General features: G+C 31.5%; 15 protein-coding genes and 1 riboswitch. Of the genes, 14 read left to right on the top strand and 1 reads right to left on the bottom strand.

All coding sequences use genetic code 11. The annotated features are described in order from the left end of the window. The first annotated feature begins 6 nt into the window (after positions 1-6). Positions 7-115, top strand: a riboswitch (TPP riboswitch). Between the two features lie 118 nt (positions 116-233). The 12 genes from thiM to BEE63_RS01790 all read left to right on the top strand — a co-directional run bounded on the left by thiM (position 234) and on the right by BEE63_RS01790 (position 12,531). After that, a complete protein-coding gene (thiM, locus tag BEE63_RS01840; protein WP_066019764.1) occupies positions 234-1,055 on the top strand; it encodes a hydroxyethylthiazole kinase in 822 nt (273 codons plus the stop codon). Next, positions 1,042-1,701, top strand: coding sequence for a thiamine phosphate synthase (thiE, locus tag BEE63_RS01835; protein ID WP_066019763.1), 660 nt, complete (start codon positions 1,042-1,044; stop codon positions 1,699-1,701). Before thiM ends, thiE begins: the two co-directional genes overlap by 14 nt. A gap of 594 nt (positions 1,702-2,295) precedes the next feature. Further along, the gene (gene thiD, locus BEE63_RS01830; RefSeq protein ID WP_066019762.1) at positions 2,296-3,111 is read left to right on the top strand and encodes a bifunctional hydroxymethylpyrimidine kinase/phosphomethylpyrimidine kinase; all 816 of its coding nucleotides are present in this window, start codon (positions 2,296-2,298) and stop codon (positions 3,109-3,111) included. Next, complete coding sequence (gene cytX / locus BEE63_RS01825) at positions 3,101-4,276, top strand: putative hydroxymethylpyrimidine transporter CytX (RefSeq protein ID WP_066019761.1); 1,176 nt, start codon at positions 3,101-3,103, stop codon at positions 4,274-4,276. The genes thiD and cytX overlap by 11 nt, the downstream gene beginning before the upstream one ends. 318 nt (positions 4,277-4,594) lie before the next feature. Beyond that, complete coding sequence (locus BEE63_RS01820; RefSeq protein WP_066019760.1) at positions 4,595-5,893, top strand: DUF4145 domain-containing protein; 1,299 nt, start codon at positions 4,595-4,597, stop codon at positions 5,891-5,893. Continuing rightward, positions 5,886-6,749 carry a serine/threonine-protein kinase gene (locus BEE63_RS01815; protein ID WP_066019759.1) on the top strand — a complete coding sequence of 288 codons (864 nt, stop codon included), beginning with the start codon at positions 5,886-5,888 and terminating at the stop codon, positions 6,747-6,749. Before BEE63_RS01820 ends, BEE63_RS01815 begins: the two co-directional genes overlap by 8 nt. Further along, positions 6,746-6,880: a hypothetical protein gene (locus tag BEE63_RS22255; RefSeq protein ID WP_278286400.1), complete on the top strand. Its 135-nt coding sequence runs from the start codon at positions 6,746-6,748 to the stop codon at positions 6,878-6,880. The genes BEE63_RS01815 and BEE63_RS22255 overlap by 4 nt, the downstream gene beginning before the upstream one ends. Then, positions 6,864-9,962, top strand: coding sequence for an AAA domain-containing protein (locus BEE63_RS01810; RefSeq protein ID WP_066019758.1), 3,099 nt, complete (start codon positions 6,864-6,866; stop codon positions 9,960-9,962). The genes BEE63_RS22255 and BEE63_RS01810 overlap by 17 nt, the downstream gene beginning before the upstream one ends. A 15-nt stretch (positions 9,963-9,977) precedes the next feature. Beyond that, complete coding sequence (locus BEE63_RS01805; RefSeq protein WP_066019757.1) at positions 9,978-10,925, top strand: hypothetical protein; 948 nt, start codon at positions 9,978-9,980, stop codon at positions 10,923-10,925. 13 nt (positions 10,926-10,938) lie between these two features. Next, the gene (locus BEE63_RS01800; RefSeq protein ID WP_066019756.1) at positions 10,939-11,418 is read left to right on the top strand and encodes a hypothetical protein; all 480 of its coding nucleotides are present in this window, start codon (positions 10,939-10,941) and stop codon (positions 11,416-11,418) included. Beyond that, complete coding sequence (locus BEE63_RS01795; protein ID WP_066019755.1) at positions 11,409-11,825, top strand: hypothetical protein; 417 nt, start codon at positions 11,409-11,411, stop codon at positions 11,823-11,825. The genes BEE63_RS01800 and BEE63_RS01795 overlap by 10 nt, the downstream gene beginning before the upstream one ends. A 145-nt stretch (positions 11,826-11,970) precedes the next feature. After that, the gene (locus BEE63_RS01790; RefSeq protein WP_066019754.1) at positions 11,971-12,531 is read left to right on the top strand and encodes a DNA-3-methyladenine glycosylase I; all 561 of its coding nucleotides are present in this window, start codon (positions 11,971-11,973) and stop codon (positions 12,529-12,531) included. A gap of 338 nt (positions 12,532-12,869) precedes the next feature. On the opposite strand, the gene BEE63_RS01785 is transcribed toward BEE63_RS01790, so the two are convergent. Further along, a complete protein-coding gene (locus BEE63_RS01785; RefSeq protein ID WP_347463706.1) occupies positions 12,870-13,508 on the bottom strand; it encodes a TetR/AcrR family transcriptional regulator in 639 nt (212 codons plus the stop codon). Positions 13,509-13,683: 175 nt separating this feature from the next. Here BEE63_RS01785 and BEE63_RS01780 point away from each other — a divergent pair, with 175 nt between their 5' ends. Together BEE63_RS01780 and BEE63_RS01775 are read left to right on the top strand one after the other, a co-directional pair. Continuing rightward, a complete protein-coding gene (locus BEE63_RS01780; RefSeq protein WP_066019752.1) occupies positions 13,684-15,354 on the top strand; it encodes a DHA2 family efflux MFS transporter permease subunit in 1,671 nt (556 codons plus the stop codon). Positions 15,355-15,898: 544 nt separating this feature from the next. Then, the gene (locus BEE63_RS01775; protein ID WP_066019751.1) at positions 15,899-16,513 is read left to right on the top strand and encodes a class I SAM-dependent methyltransferase; all 615 of its coding nucleotides are present in this window, start codon (positions 15,899-15,901) and stop codon (positions 16,511-16,513) included. Positions 16,514-16,600 lie beyond the last annotated feature (87 nt).

Raw genomic sequence — 16,600 nt, 5'->3', positions numbered from 1 at the left:
ATTATTATCGAATACAAAGGGGAGCTCATGAAAAGTGAGCTGAGAGTAAGCCGTTTGCTTAGACCCATAACCTGATTTGGATAATGCCAACGTAGGGATATATTTTGCAGAACTACTGCATATGTACTTTCATTGGTATATATGCAGTTTTTTTATTTAATAAATTACAATTTTTATTCTGCATGGTATGGTGTTGACAAGCCTTTCGGTTTGTATTTGTGAAGGGAGATATTATGCTTAGTAAATGTATTGAAAATGTTCGAAGCAGTATGCCGCTAGTACACAATATTACAAATTATGTGACAGTTAATGATGTTGCAAACGTTCTTCTTGCATGCGGAGGAAGTCCTATTATGTCAGATGATGCAGATGATGTAGAGGATATCACATCAATATGCGGAGGACTGAATATAAATATAGGAACTTTAAATAAGAGAACAATTCCTTCTATGCTTTTAGCTGGTAAAAAATCTAATGAGCTTGGTCATAAAGTTTTGCTTGATCCTGTAGGAGCAGGTGCAAGTAAGCTTAGAACGGATACAGCCATAAAGCTAATGAAAGAAATAAAATTTGATGTAATTAGAGGAAACATATCCGAAATTAAAACACTTGCCCTAGGCAGTGGAAGCACAAAGGGAGTAGATGCCGACGTATCAGATGCTGTTACAGAGAACAATCTTAATAGTGCAGTTAAATTTGTAAAAGATTTTGCTAAAAAAACCGGAAGTATTATAGCGGTGACTGGTGTAATTGATTTAATTGCGGACAAAGATAAATGCTATGTAACTAGAAACGGGAGACATGAAATGAGCAGAATTACAGGTACAGGTTGTCAGCTTTCAGGCATGATGACAGCTTTTCTTGTGGCAAACCCAGATAATGAGCTTGAGGCTGCTGCTGCAGCTGTTTGCACAATGGGATTAGCTGGTGAAATAGGATGGAGCAATATGCAGCCATCAGATGGCAATGCAACTTACCGCAATAGAATTATTGACGCTATTTACAATATGAATGGACAAACATTGGAAAGAGGCGCAAAATATGAAATTCGATAAAAAGGACTTATTGCTGTACGCTGTGACTGACAGAGCATGGCTCCATGATGAAACTTTGTATAGTCAGGTTAAAAAGACATTGGAGGGTGGAGTAACCTTTGTACAGCTAAGGGAAAAAGAACTTGAGTATGAAAAGTTTCTTGAAGAGGCAGTTCAAATAAAGGAACTCTGCAGGGAGTATAATGTGCCTTTTGTAATTGATGATAACGTGGATATTGCCATAAAAGTAAACGCTGATGGAGTACACGTTGGACAGAGCGATATGGAAGCAGGGAATGTGCGTAAACTAATAGGAGGGGACAAAATTCTTGGAGTTTCTGCACATACTGTTCATGAAGCCGTACTGGCCGAAAAACGAGGGGCAGATTATCTTGGAGTAGGTGCAGTTTTTCCTACAAGCTCTAAGGCTGATGCTATTGACGTAAGTTATGATGAACTTAAGGCAATATGCGAAGCTGTAAATATCCCTGTTGTTGCCATAGGAGGAATTACAAAAGAAAATGTAACAAAGCTTAAAGGAACAGGCATATGTGGTATATCTGTAATAAGTGCGCTATTTGCACAGAAGGATATAAAAAATGCAGCGGTTACATTGAAAAATATTACAGAGAAGACGTTGCAAAGTAACAATGCTTTGAAACATTAAAAAAATTCTATAAATCTTATCATAACTGGGGTTTTGGTCGTATTGTATTACTGATAATAGTTAATATATGACTGTAAATATAAAGATATATTATATCTTGTAAAGAAGGATAATGGGATTTCACCCAAACCCCAAGAATGATAATTATCCTTCTTTATAAGATACAGGCTATCTTAATATCTACGACTAACAGCTTAGATTTAAAGGCTTATCTAAAGCTTTTATAATATAGAAATTGCCTATATTAAGTAACGAAGGATAATGGGCTTCACCCAAACCTCGTGTATGATAACATTTATTAGAAGTTTTTAAATCGTTTCTTCAGCATTATTACTTTGTTTCTAGGATTAGTACAAGGAAAAAATTCCTCCGTACCTACGGAATTTCAGACGTGAATTTTTATAATATATAATGATTATTTTTTGTAGTGGAACGGAGAAAAAGTTACCATGTTTTTCTCTCAAGCGAAGTAATAGTGTTTTATTTAATGTTCCTAAAATACTATTGCGGCAGATTGGGGGCACCACCTTCTGTCGCTATATAAAATTAATGCAATTTATTGCCGCAGAGAATGCGGAAGAATGGAGGAAATATATGAAAACAGCATTAACAATCGCAGGCAGTGATTCCTGCGGAGGCGCCGGAATTCAAGCAGATATTAAGACTATGCTCACTAATGGTGTGTATGCCATGAGTGCAATAACAGCACTTACTGCACAGAATACTACCGGCGTTACTGGAATTATGGATGTAACTTCTGAATTTTTAGGGAAACAGCTTGAGGCTGTGTTTAGCGATATCTACCCGGATGCGGTGAAAATAGGTATGGTATCCTCAAGTGAACTTATAAAGACCATATCCCAAAAACTCAAGAAATTTGAAGCAAAAAATATTGTAATTGATCCTGTTATGGTTGCAACTAGTGGGGCAAAGCTCATCAGCGATGATGCTATAGACACTCTTAAAGAGTATTTATTGCCAATTGCTGATGTACTTACACCGAATATTCCGGAAACAGAAGTCCTGTCAGGAATACCAGTTAAAACAGCTGATGATATGATAAAGGCAGCTAAAAGCATAAGCGATACATATAATTGTGCAGTGCTGTGTAAGGGAGGACATCAGTTAAATGATGCAAATGACCTTCTGTATCGAAGGGGAAGTTTCAAATGGTTTAATGGAAAACGAATTAACAATCCAAACACTCATGGAACAGGATGTACTTTGTCAAGTGCTATAGCATCAAATCTGGCAAAAGGTTATGATCTTGATACTGCAATTGAAAAAGCAAAACTATATATATCAGGTGCTCTCAGTGCAATGCTTGACCTTGGCAGCGGCAGTGGTCCTATGAATCATGCTTTTGACATTAAAGGTGAGTATTTAGGAGGCCCAATACATGAAAAATAAAAAAACTTCTGTGCTAAATAATGGATTAATATGGTTTGGTGCCGGAGTTTCTATTGCCGAAATACTTACAGGCACATATTTTGCACCCCTTGGATTAAAAAAAGGTATTGAAGCTATAATAATAGGTCACATTATAGGATGCAGTATGCTTTTTCTCGCAGGATTTATTGGAGGCAGAACAAGGAAAAGCGCCATGGAAACTGTTAAGATGAGCTTTGGACAGAAGGGCAGTATATTGTTTTCACTGCTAAATGTTGTGCAGTTAGCGGGTTGGACGGCAATTATGATATATGATGGAGCTATTGCAGCAAAAGGGATTATGGGTTCCACAACCTGGATATGGGATATTGTTATTGGAATTCTCATTATCTTATGGATACGGATTGGCGTAAATAATCTTGAAAAATTAAATTATGCTGCTATAACTGCTTTATTTATATTAACGCTTTGGCTGTGTAAAGGGATTTTTTTTGGAAATTCTGCTCCAATAATACCTAAAGGTACTCTTACTTTTGGTGCGGCTGTAGAGCTTGCGGTAGCAATGCCTTTATCGTGGCTGCCGCTTATAAGTGATTATACGAGGGAAGCAGAAAAGCCAGTTAAAGCAACTTCGGTTAGTGTAATAGTGTATGGTATAGTGAGCTCATGGATGTATATCATAGGAATGGGAGCCGTACTTTATGCAGGTAAAGGTGATATTGCAGAGATAATGGTTAAAGCAGGACCGGGTATTGCTGGACTCTTAATAATTATACTTTCTACAGTAACTACTACATTTATGGATGCATTTTCTGCAGGTGTTTCTCTGGAAGCTATATCAAATAAGGTAAGCAGCAAATATGCAGGAATAATTATAACAATTATAGGAACTATTGCAGCCATTATTTATCCAATGGATAATATTACTGATTTTTTGTACCTAATAGGCTCCGTATTTGCACCAATGATTGCGGTACAAATAGCTGATTATTTTATACTGAAAAAGGATTGCTTTGAACTGAAATTTAATGTTAAAAATCTTATTATATGGCTGCTAGGGTTTATATTGTATAGGATACTTATGCATGTGGATACTGCTATTGGAAGTACTCTGCCTGATATGTTGATAACAACATTTGTGTGTGTAGTATTTAGCAAGATAACAGATGTAATTAAGAAAAATTAGGACATGCTTAAAAGGTTGTTGAAATTAGCGTTTATTTAAAATATATACTGAAATTAAAGTTTTATGTTCCCCAAGTTTATGGCTTGGGGAATTTTGTCTTGTATGGGAATAAAAATGGATGAATTACTGTGACAAAAATAAAGGAAAATAATGATATTCTGTAGTATTATATATAAATGAATTTGTATATATAATTGTTTTGATATATCTGTAGTACAAAATCATGCCAATTGATATTTGAAAATTTTTAGCTTATCTCAACCAGAAATGCAAGCTTATAAAGAATAAAAAATTTAATAAGTGGGGGAAGTGAAATATATGTATTTTGATATATTGCAGGATGTAAAAACTTATGATAAGGATAATTTATATAAATTATGTAGAGATGCAGAGATTGCTTCAAGGGTTAGCCCAAATGAAAGTGCAATTAACTGTAGAAAGGCAATTGAAATTCTAGCAATCTCGGTTTTAGCTGATCATAAAATATTTCTTAATGATATGAATAAAAGGCTATTAAAATTAGATAATTTGATTGGAAAAATAGATTACTGCTTTGAAAAAAGTTTTATTAGCAGCAAAGCTAAGGATTTATTACATTCCATAAGAAGAGAAGCAAATTCTATAGTACATATCGGAACAAAAAAAGATGGAGAATACATAATTGTTAAGGATGCATCAGTAGGGCAAGCTACAAAACTTGTTAAAAACCTTTATGAAGCTGCAAGTGATATATTTATGGGAAAAGTTAAGGCTAAGAAACTAGATATTGATGAACTGCCAATAAGTACTTGTGAGGTTGTTAAGAAAATTGAAAGGAAGAGCTTTGAGGCTTCAGATGGAAGGTATAATTACATTTGCATGGAAAAAAACAACAATAAATACAATTGGTATTATGTAAGATGTTTTAAAAAAGATTCCAATGCATTTAAGACGAGGGATAATGTCATTATGGATGAATTATGGTATGGAATGCATGATAGTCCGAGGGGAATAATAAGAGGAGAAATAGAAAACACATCTAGAGAGTGTGAATTTTATTATATCAAATACTGTATTCATGAAAATGCTGTATCCTTAAGAGACAGGGAAAAGTTAAACTTAAGCAGCAAAGATGCATTATATATTGTAATAAAGCTTATTGAAGGATTAATATCAATTCAAAATGTTGTGGATGATACAAAGATACACCATAGAAGAATAAGACCTGAATACATATTTGTTTTGAAAAAGAAGACTTCATATGATGTAAAACTTGGATGCTTTGAAACTTCTAAAATAATAAAAGAAGATGAAGATGTTCCTACTGTTAATACTGAATTATTTGATACAAGTGAATTTAATGCATTTGCTCCAATTGAGATAAGACAAAATTTGATAGAGGACATAAATGAAGTAGATTGGGAAAAAGTTGATGTCTATTCTGTTGGGGTACTTCTTATTTGGATGAACATGGGAGATTTCAGTACTGCTAGTTTGGATACAGATATTTTAGAAGATAAATACAGTGATGATTATTTGGATTTTTTAGAAGGATTATATGAAAATAGTTTAGCGGAAAAGCCTTCATTAGAAGAATTTTTAGAAGCTTCCAAAGAGGAGATGGAGAACCTTGCCTAAGACACTTACGTTTCGAAATAATAAGACATATGTAATTATAAGTACAATTTATAATCAGGAAAAGAATAATACAGTATTCTATAAAGCTCTTGATGTTAATTTAGATAGAATAGTGGGGATAAAAATAATTGGCTATAATAATGATACAAAAAAATCCCTTATAAATGAATGCAGGGCGCTTATTAAAGTAGAAGCAGTGGCTGATAATGTTCCTTCACTTTACGATTATTACGATGATTTTAGAGAAAAAAAGCTTGTTATGGTTATGCAGTATATTGAAGGCGTAACTTTGAATGAAATCATAAAAGACAATGAAGGTAAATATGAAGATTACAGTGTAATTAACGGCAATATAAAACTATTAATACAGATAAGCAGAACCTTAGGACAGATACACAAAGTACCATATCTTCAGCATAAGGATTTGAAGCCGCAAAATATTATTGTAAAAAATTATGGAAGTACAAGCCAAAGTGTATATATTATTGACTTTGGAATTTCAGCTAAAGCAACCACAAGGGGAATAGGGACACCGGGATATGAGGCTCCAGAGCAAATGTACGGAAAGCTTGGTACAAATTATGATAGAATAGATATTTTTGCTATGGGACTTATTGCTTTTGAGATGTTAACAGGAAAAAGGATTAGGATCGGAACTGATTTAAGACAAACCTCAAAAGATGTAGAATGGAAAACTGTACCTGAATTTAAGGCTTACAATAAAAATATGAGCGATGAAATAATCAAGGTACTAAAGAAATGTTTATGTCGCCAGCCTAAGAATAGATATAGAAATGGTGAGGAACTTGAAAGAGCTCTTTTTTATGCTTTAAAGAGCAGAAGGAGAAATAAATGAAGATAGAAGAGGTTCTTGATGAAACAGACAAAGAAAATCTTAGTGAACTTTTAGGGGATTTTAAAGAAAAATTTTATAATCTGCCTTTAGAAATTCAAAAGAGTGAGGATAAAGATGCAGAACACAATTAATTTATATTCTAATGAATGGTTTGATGTGGAGGAAACTCTAAAAATATTCATTGGTGATAGAGTCAGGGTGAAAAATTTAGAGATTATTGAAGCAGTAATTGAAGAATTAGTGAACTCAGAAGCACTTGTAATGGGTCTTTTTGAAAAGTCAGATAATGATTATAAATTTGTATTATTAATGAAAAAATATCTCTTAGTATGTATGAGAAGCGAGAGAAATTCTTTTCATGTGATTGCAGTGATGAATGAATATGACATTAAAAAGAAACATATTAAGGAGTATATTTATAACAAACCTATATTAAATTTAGTTCCAAGAAATAAAGTCATGGTAATTCTTCAAACAGTATATGAAGATGAAAAAACATATTTCGAATATCCAGATTCAATGAGTGATGAAGATTGGGAAATGCCACAGGATTACTTTGAATTCATGGATAGAAATATTAGGGAGTATTTTGAAAACAGCGGCAGCGAAGATGAAAACTCTTATGAAATTGGAAGGTCCTTCAGAAAGAATATTTTAGATCCAATTAGGGACTATACACATTATGAGGATGAAGCTGAAAAAGTTGAAATTATTTCAGGGGATTCTCTTGTTTATGTGGGCAAAAGGTCAACTACAACAGGAGCTTCTTTAAATAACACCACATATGTTTTCAATTGTGTTGTCTATGATGAAAAAATATTTAGACCCGATGTGAGAATTAGTGTTGAAACTGTGAATTTTGGGGAAGATGGAGAAAGAAAATTATTAAATGGTGTAATTGTAAGTGTAATGTCTGAAGAGGAAAATACTTTAGTTGAAATTAGCTTTTCATCTGAATTTAATGACTCAGAGATACCAGACAGCGGTAGAATATATCTTCAGTACAATACAGTTCAGAGAAGGGTTAGGGAAAAAGTATTAAGTGATATAGAGAGATTCAAAATAAAATCAAAATACATGTACAAAACCTTTAATAAATTTGAAACAGAAGGCTACGAGGAGAATGTACCTTACTTAGAGGAGTTTAAAGATAAGCTTCAGCATCCTAAGGAAGGGGAGTTTGCTCCAAATGTTTTTCAGATGGAGGCAATTGAAAAGGGCATCAAAACCAAAGATATCCAGTTAGTATTAGGTCCGCCTGGAACGGGGAAGACAACGGTTATTGTGGCATGGATAGATTATTATACAAAAATAGGGAAGAGGGTTCTTGTATCCTCTCAAAATAATAAGGCTGTAGACAACGTTCTAGAAAGAATAGCCCAGAACAAAAATATAGGAATAATCCGCATTGGCAATGAAAAGATGATTCAGGATAATGTAAAGGAATTTATGCCAGAAAATCAGAGTGAGAAACTATATTTAAGCTATAAGAAAACTTTCAGTGAAAATCAGGACAAATATAAAGTGGATCTTGAAAAGCTTAGGTGTCTCATAGAACTTTCAGAAGTTGATTATAGACTGCTAGAGGGTTATAAGAGTATTGCTGATGAGATTTCCTATTGTTATAAAAATTTAAATAATTATTTAATGGATTTAAGTGTTTTATTTGAAAATATTAATGAGTGTAAAAAAGATATAGAAATATTGATGGATGCAAGAGCAAAGAAATATATATACATTTCTGAAACAAAGAAGAAAAATATATTCATTAGATTTTTAAGAATTCCAATTTCTTTAGGAGTTAAAAAGGATATTTCAAAGTTAAATTCAGATATAAAAGAACAAAACAAAAAATACGATTATTCGGTGGAAGAGTACAATAGAATATCTTTTGAATTTCAGAAAAAATTAAAGGATGAGGAATTTATTAAGTATAAGAATGAGCTAGTTGAAATTAAGGACAAGATAAGGTGTAATGGGACTTTGAGTATGGAATATACCCTTCCATATGATAGTTTTAACTGTAATTTTAAATTTGAAAATATAACGCAGTGTATGGAAGATGTAAAAAATTTTAAAAATAGGTGCCTTGAGTCTGTAGAAAACATAAGTAAATTAAAAAGTGCAATTAGTGAATGGGACATGGCATTGGAGGAAAAAAGAAATGAAATAATGACTAATATCTTAATTGAAGGTGCTGATGTTGTAGGAGCTACTTGTATAGGAATAAATAGTAACAGAAAGTTTTCAGAAGTGGAATTTGATGTTTCAATAATAGACGAGGCAGGGCAGATTCAAATTCATAATATTATTGTCCCAATGACAAGAGCAAAGAAAAATCTTCTGCTGGGAGATTACCTGCAAATTCCACCTATTGTAAATGATGAGGTGGCTAAGCTTTGTAAAATTGATGGAGTTTCTATGGAACTATTAAAGGAAAGTTTTTTTGAATATTTGTATAAAAATGAAGCACTACCTAAGGAAAATAAGACTCTCTTAGGAATACAGTTCAGGATGCCCTCTGAAATTGCAAGTATTATTTCACATAAGTTTTATGAGGATAATTATGAATCCGTTGCAAGCAAGGAAAATATGAAATCCATATGTGGTGAAATATTTGATAGACCATTAGTTGTAATAAGTACAAGTGATGGTGATAAAGAAAAAAGATGTGAAAAGCCTGCTGCAGGTGGTGGATACATAAATGATTATGAAAGTGACTTAATAGGCAATATTATTTTTAGGATAATTACCTCAGGAGCATTAAGTTCCTCTGAGATTGGTATAATTGCTCCGTATAGTAAGCAGGTAGCTAACATACGGAAGGTTCTTAGAAGAAAGGTTTATTCATTAACAGATGAAGAAATTGTAAGTATGGCTGCAACCTTGGACAGCTATCAAGGTCAAGAAAGAAAGCTCATTATATATAGTTCAACGAGAAGTGATTATAAAAAAGAAAGTAAGCAGCCTAGAATTGGTTTTATGAAGGAGCTTAGAAGATTAAATGTTGCCTTTACAAGATGTAAGAACCAGATGATAGTAATAGGAGATATGGATTTTTTAACCACCTGTGAATATGAGGTATTAGATGAAAAGGGTAAAAAAGTTCCAAACCAAAGTGAAAAGGGTTATGCAAAGTTTATGGGCTATTTTGTAAGTGAAGTTAAGAATGGAAAGGGGCAGTTTGTGCTGTCAAAGGAAATTTTAAATTAGAAGGGATAGAAGAATATGAATCAGGAAGATTACAAAAAAGAAGATTTAATTAATTTTCAGAATAGCTGTCCTGAGCTGTTTAAGGCAGGAAAGCTAAAATATATGAGTTTATTCTACTGTCCTATTTCTATAGCAAATGTTGAAGCTTTAGAGTATACCAGAGCAGAATTTGAATCAATAGAATTACTTATATTAAAGCTTTATGATGCGGGGCTTCATACAGCAGAGGCTATAAATGAAGTTACGGCGTTAGATAAAAAGCTTGTTAGAAAAATGCTTACTCTTGAGGAAAATGCTTATAAGCACATAAAAGACGGAAAGCTTACAGAACTTGGACAAATATCTTTAAAGGAAAGAATTAATCATGTTATTTATGAGGTGGTTAAGGAAATTGAATTTGACGCTGTAACAGGGTCAATAATAAGACATGAACTGGAGCAGAGAAAGGACAAACTTTTTAAGGGAGCTAACTTCAAAGGTGACACAGCAGTTCCTCAAAAAATAATAGAGGTAGATGAAAAGGTTAAAAATGAAATTACAAATAGATTAGATGAGTACAAGCATGCTGAAATTGGTGTCTTAGATAAGAATATAAAGGAAATCATAGATGTAAAAACTTCAACACTTCGTTATACTAGAGCTTATGCAGTTGAATTTGAAAATCTTATAGACCCAATGATTATACTAAAAGGGCGTATTTTCAATAAAGAAAAAAAGGTACCTACTATTATATGGAAGCCAATATCAATTTCTCTTAGTAATTGTAATTATTTGAAATCAATTAACTGTGATACAACTTATTATATTGTAAGAGATGATGCTCACTTTGAATACTTAAAGCATGTAATAAGTAGATTTAATCTGGATTATGAAGTGAATGAGGAAGATGAGTACACAGAAGAAATTGAATTACGAGATGACATTGATAAGTATGCATTAAGTTTAAGCGATGAATTAAGTTAAAGGAATTGATATTATGTGGGAATGTAAAAAGTGTGGTAATAAGAATCCATTTACAAGCTTTGAGTGTTTAAATTGTAGTGAACCCTTAAGCAAAGATAAAATTAATGAAATAGTTAATGAGGAAATTGAGTTTCAAAAAAAGAAATATAGAAGATTTATTATAAATAATGCGGATCTTTTTATAAAAAAGAGTAAGCAGGTAAATATTGCTTTACTTGTGGTTGTTATCTTGATTATTGGAGGTTCTATATACGTAGACAGAGCCTATTATAAATCTCAGGGATACATAGCTTCTACGTTTACGAAACTAAATATACCTAAAAAAGTATCAAGTATTCAATTTGAAAAATTAAAAAAAGGAAATGAACTCATTGAAGCCAGAAAAAAGTTAGTAGGGCGTTTAAGAGTTATAATAACTAAAAAGAATTTTCAAGAGAAATCTATAATTATTAAAAAGAAGATAAGAGAAGCGGAGGAAAAGCTATGGGATTAACTTTGAGGAATATATTATGCATAATAGCAAATATTTTGTCCTGCATTAGCATTATATTAAGTATAGTAATTTTATATAAGTCGGTAAAATTTGAAGGTAAACTGACAGATGAATACATAAAGCAAATAAAAAAGTTTTATAATTTTTCCATTGGAATAGTTGTGTTTATATGGCTTGTCACAGTAAATAAAATAACTAATTTAGGGAAAAGTGTACTGTATATTAATGCTGTAGGTTGGCTTGCACTATTTATAATTGCAGGGGTGCTTATGCTTATACTGAATTTAACAAAAAGTAAATCATTTAGTAATGCTAATGAAGCAGTAAAAGGTATAAACCAAAGTATTCCTTTATTTTTAAGAAATGCTGTGATTTCAATATTTTTAGCTTGGTTTATTGGAATATAAAAATAGTAAAATAGCAGATCAAAAACTGCAATAGTTTGATATTATATTTATTTTGCAATTTTGAAATTGTTTATTTAAATATGACATACAGTTGTCAAAGTAAAATGCTATAATAATCGTACTTAAAATTGTTTGGAGTGATTATATGGATAATTGTATATGGCCTGGTAGAAATGAAATAATGCAAAGATATCATGATAGGGAATGGTGCGTACCAAGTTATGATGATACATATATATTTGAGATGCTTTCTCTTGAAGGAGCGCAGGCAGGATTATCCTGGAATACTGTGCTTTCGAAACGCGAGGAGTATAAAAAGGCTTTTAATAATTTTGATATTTTGTATTGCTCAAAGTTAAGCGATGAGGAACTTGAGGAGATAAGGCAGAAATACAATGTAATTAAAAACAGATTAAAGCTTAAATCTGTAAGAAATAATGCAGTAGAAGTATTAAAAATACAAGACGAGTTTGGAAGTTTCTCTAATTATTTGTGGAAGTATGTAGATTTTAAACCTACTATAAATAGCTGGAAAAGTGAATCTGAAGTCCCAGCAGAAAATGAACTGTCACAGAAAATTAGTAAGGATTTGAAAAAAAGAAACTTTAAATTTGTTGGACCTCTTATAATTTACTCATTCATGCAGGCAATTGGGATGATTGATGATCACATAATATCATGTCAGTATCATTCTTTTAATAAGTAAAGTTGCGAACTAACATTGATTTGTAACATTAAAAAAATTCTATAAATCTAAGGTTGAAAATCATAAAATCCTAAGAGTTTTCAATAACTCACTAGCGTTCAGACGAATTGAAAACTCTAAGTATTTTATGATTTTTCAACCAAGATTTATTAGAGTTTTTTTAAAATGTTACTTCATCAATAATTTTTGCCACAGGCAACCCCCTTATCTAGTAACGAGCGAAGCAAAGTTAATACCACGTACTTCGGCTTTGCAGATTATAACTTTTTTCGTCTCATTAGATGACGAAAAACCCCAAACTTTCTTGGCAATATTTTTATTTAGTGAGACATCCTCATTTAAATATCTGCCGTATTTTTTAACAAAGTACACAGCATTTCTACAGCCTGTTCTATATACAAATCTGTATTTTTAATAGAATTATCATAGAGAATTTGATGGCAAACATCATCTATTAAAACATTACAATAGTGAATAAATATATCAAAAGTTTCCTTGTTCTTAAAAGGGATAGATAGTGTGTTAAGTATATTTTTTGTCCTATCTATACGTTCTTTAGAATTTTCTTTATCTAACAAGGCAATGTCTTTATCTAGAAGTTTTAGAGCTGTCATGTCATCATGAAAAAGCTTTGAGAAGTTGTGATGATTCATCATGTCCTTGATAAAAATATTGAAAATCTTTTTCACATTTTTAATATCTTTAAAGTCTAACTTTTTATTTTCTTCCCAAAAACTTTTAGTAGGTTCAAATATATTTTTACTTATTCTATTTGAAACTTCAATATAAATATCTTTTTTATCTTTGAAATATGTATATACAGAGCCAGTAGCAATGTTGGCTTCTTTAGCAATATCCGTAGTAGTGGTATTAAAATATCCCTTTTCATTAAAAAGCTTAAAAGCGGCTTCAATGATTTTTTCATATTTTTCAAGAGATCTTTTTTGAGTTGGCTTTTTTATTTTCTTATCCATCATGTTTTATTCCTTTCATAAAAATAGAAACTTATTTTTATTGTATAACCTAGATAAATTTAAATCAAGCATATTGACTTAGTTAAAGCGTAATGATAGTATATAAACTGAAGTTGAATTCAACTTCAACTTTTTTAAAAATAATTATAACACATATAAGAAAGGAATTGATTTAATCATGAAAAAATCACAGAAGATTTTAGCTTTCATATCAATAGCTATAGCATGTTTTTTAACTGTGTTAGATAGTACTATAGTAAATGTTTCGCTCCCAAGCATGGCAGTTTATTTTAATACAAATACAACAGGTATATCCTGGATCAGTACTGCTTACTTAATTGCTTTTTCTTCGCTTCTTATTAATTTTTCTAAAATAGCAGATATATATGGGAGAAAAAAGTTATTTTTAATAGGCCTTATTTTATTTGGAGCAGCATCAGTACTTTGTGGGCTTGCGGATTCTTTAAATATGTTAATAATATTTAGAATAATTCAAGGAGTAGGTGCTGCTATATTAACACCACTTTCTATACCACTAGGAATTGAGATTTTTGGGAAAAAGGCTATGGGCAAATTGGCGGTTATTGTCGGCATGACAATATCAATTTCTGCAGCTTCAGGTCCTGTTATTGGTGGTATTTTAAATGAATACTTTAATTATAAAGCTATATTTTATGTAAATACACCTTTTGTTATTATTGCATTTATACTTGGAGCACTGTATATAAAAGAATGTTATGATGAAACTATAGAAAAGAAAATAGATTTTTTAGGCTGTATTCTTTTAGCAGTGGGACTAGGTGCTTTAACTTTTGCACTTGTAAAAGGAAATGACTATGGCTGGAGCAGTACTAAAATAATTCTCATGTTTACAGTTTCAGTGGCAGCCATAATTGCTTTTGTAATATATGAAATTAAAATAAAAAATCCAATGATTGAATTTAGTATATTTAAAGTTAAAAGCTTTACAGCTTCAATAATTTTAATAGCAGTATTTTTCTTTGCCTACATGCCTGTATCTTATTTACTCAATTTCTATTTTGAAAATACCCTTGGATATTCAGTTCTAAAGGCAGGGCTGATGATGGGAATTCCAAGTGTGGCAGCACTTATATCTGCACCTCTTCTTCCTCTTATAGCTAAGAATATTTCAGATAGGGTGGTATCCTTTGTGTCCATAGTTATAGTAGCAGTGGGAAACCTTATGTTTGCTTTTATGGACAGGGAAAACCACATGACAATAATTATTACTTCATTTATATTACTTGGTATTGGCGTTAGAATTACAACATCACTTTATCAAACTGCTTATGAAGAAATATCAAAGGATAAGAATGCCATGGCATCAGGGATACAAAATAGTTTAAGACAGTTATGTGCCTGCATTGCAATAGCTTTAGTGTCAACGCTTAGCAGTAATTTTACCACAACTGCGGTTCAAAATACAAAGAGTAGGATATCGGCAGAAATAAACAGAAGTACAGTTCTTGAAGTACAGGTAAAAACTTCTTTTAATGATAAAATAAAAACTTCCGGCAGCAAAGATTCCAGCGGTTTTTCAAAATCAGCTGTCCACAATATATTTATTAAGAGGGAAGACGCGATATTAAAAACTGTGCCTTATAAGATGAAAGAAACTGTAATTGAAAATTTTAAGACTCAGGAAAAAGAAGTAGACAGAATAGTTGATGATGCATCAAAAATAAAGGAAGAGGAGAGCTATAAAGTTTATAATAAATGTTTTCTAATAACGGGAATTATAGCAATGATTGGCTTGCTAGCTGTACCTTTTAATAAAAAGAAGGAACATGCTGAGACTGTTAGTGGAACAGAGGCTGTGAATTTATAAAAAAATGCAAAGTGACAATGCTTCGTCGTGTTAAAAAAATTCTATAAATCTTATCATACGTGGGGTTTGGGTCAAGGACCCATTATCCTTCTTTATAAAATACAGACTATCTTAATGTTTACGGCTAACAACTTTCAATAACTTGCATATGATAAGAGTGCTTTTATGTGATTAAGAAGGATAATGGGCTAAAGCCCAAACCTCGTGTATGATAATATTCAGACAATTGAAATATTTAAGTGTTTTATGATTTTTGAACCAAGATTTATTGGGATTTTTTTAAATCACTCCTTCAGCATTGTTACTTTACTTACACGGTAATGTAATGAAAAAATCCCTCCGTTGCTACGAAATTTTAGTCATGAATTTTTGCAACCAATTAAATTTTTATACTATATAATATTACTATTAATAATTAAATATCTTTAGTTAAACAATTAGGAGAAAAATGTAAAATATATGACTTGTGTTTGGAAATTTGTATAACTTAAGGTATAATTATATGAGTTTTAAGTAAAAAGTAATAATAGGAAGAAGTGGTTTTATGAAATTTATATTTAGACAACCTCAGTTGTATAGATTTTTAAACATGTGTAATGAAGAAGGCTTAGAGAAAACCGTATTAGATTGTGGAGCTGGAGGAAAAATGCCGCCGCTTTCAGTTTTTTTAGAAAATGGATACAAGACTTCTGGCATTGAAATAAGTGATAAGCAAATAGAAAGGGCTGAAGTTTTTTCAAAAGAGCATAAAGTTAACCTTAATATCTCTAAAGGTGATATGAGAAAACTTCCTTTTGAAAATGATTCTTTTGATTATGTTTATTCTTATAATAGTATTTTTCATATGAAAAAAGCTGATATTAAAAAAGCTGTAAGTGAAATAAAAAGAGTATTAAAACCAGGTGGTCTTTGCCTTGTAAATTTTCTTTCTGTAAATGATGAGGATTATGGAAAGGGTGAAAGGGCAGGGGATAGTGAATTCTTCAGAATCGAAGATGGTGAAAAAATTCTTCATTCCTACTATGATATTAATGAAGCAGAAGAATATTTTAAAGATATGAAAATATTATTTAAAGAAAATAGAATTTTAGAAAAAATATATGAAGGACAAAAAATAAAGCAGGGATATGTAGATTATATATTAAGGAAGAGTTTATGATTAAAAAGGTGTAGAATTAAGCCTAAATATTTAATATATGAGGCTGCTGCATTAAAAGCAAAAGCCTCATAAAATTTTAGGGTTGGT

The sequence above is a fragment of the Clostridium pasteurianum genome, assembly GCF_001705235.1.
In the GTDB taxonomy this organism is placed as follows: Bacteria; Bacillota; Clostridia; order Clostridiales; family Clostridiaceae; genus Clostridium_S; species Clostridium_S pasteurianum_A.
Note: the sequence above shows the minus strand (reverse complement) of the source record. Positions and strands in the feature narration are given on the sequence as shown.

Bases quoted from the DNA above. Each gene is read 5' to 3' on its own strand.
- thiM (WP_066019764.1), top strand. From the start codon at position 234: ATGCTTAGTAAATGTATTGAAAATGTTCGAAGCAGTATGCCGCTAGTA.
- thiE (WP_066019763.1), top strand. From the start codon at position 1,042: ATGAAATTCGATAAAAAGGACTTATTGCTGTACGCTGTGACTGACAGA.
- thiD (WP_066019762.1), top strand. From the start codon at position 2,296: ATGAAAACAGCATTAACAATCGCAGGCAGTGATTCCTGCGGAGGCGCC.
- cytX (WP_066019761.1), top strand. From the start codon at position 3,101: ATGAAAAATAAAAAAACTTCTGTGCTAAATAATGGATTAATATGGTTT.
- BEE63_RS01820 (WP_066019760.1), top strand. From the start codon at position 4,595: ATGTATTTTGATATATTGCAGGATGTAAAAACTTATGATAAGGATAAT.
- BEE63_RS22255 (WP_278286400.1), top strand. From the start codon at position 6,746: ATGAAGATAGAAGAGGTTCTTGATGAAACAGACAAAGAAAATCTTAGT.
- BEE63_RS01810 (WP_066019758.1), top strand. From the start codon at position 6,864: ATGCAGAACACAATTAATTTATATTCTAATGAATGGTTTGATGTGGAG.
- BEE63_RS01805 (WP_066019757.1), top strand. From the start codon at position 9,978: ATGAATCAGGAAGATTACAAAAAAGAAGATTTAATTAATTTTCAGAAT.
- BEE63_RS01800 (WP_066019756.1), top strand. From the start codon at position 10,939: ATGTGGGAATGTAAAAAGTGTGGTAATAAGAATCCATTTACAAGCTTT.
- BEE63_RS01795 (WP_066019755.1), top strand. From the start codon at position 11,409: ATGGGATTAACTTTGAGGAATATATTATGCATAATAGCAAATATTTTG.
- BEE63_RS01790 (WP_066019754.1), top strand. From the start codon at position 11,971: ATGGATAATTGTATATGGCCTGGTAGAAATGAAATAATGCAAAGATAT.
- BEE63_RS01785 (WP_347463706.1), bottom strand. From the start codon at position 13,508: ATGATGGATAAGAAAATAAAAAAGCCAACTCAAAAAAGATCTCTTGAA.
- BEE63_RS01780 (WP_066019752.1), top strand. From the start codon at position 13,684: ATGAAAAAATCACAGAAGATTTTAGCTTTCATATCAATAGCTATAGCA.
- BEE63_RS01775 (WP_066019751.1), top strand. From the start codon at position 15,899: ATGAAATTTATATTTAGACAACCTCAGTTGTATAGATTTTTAAACATG.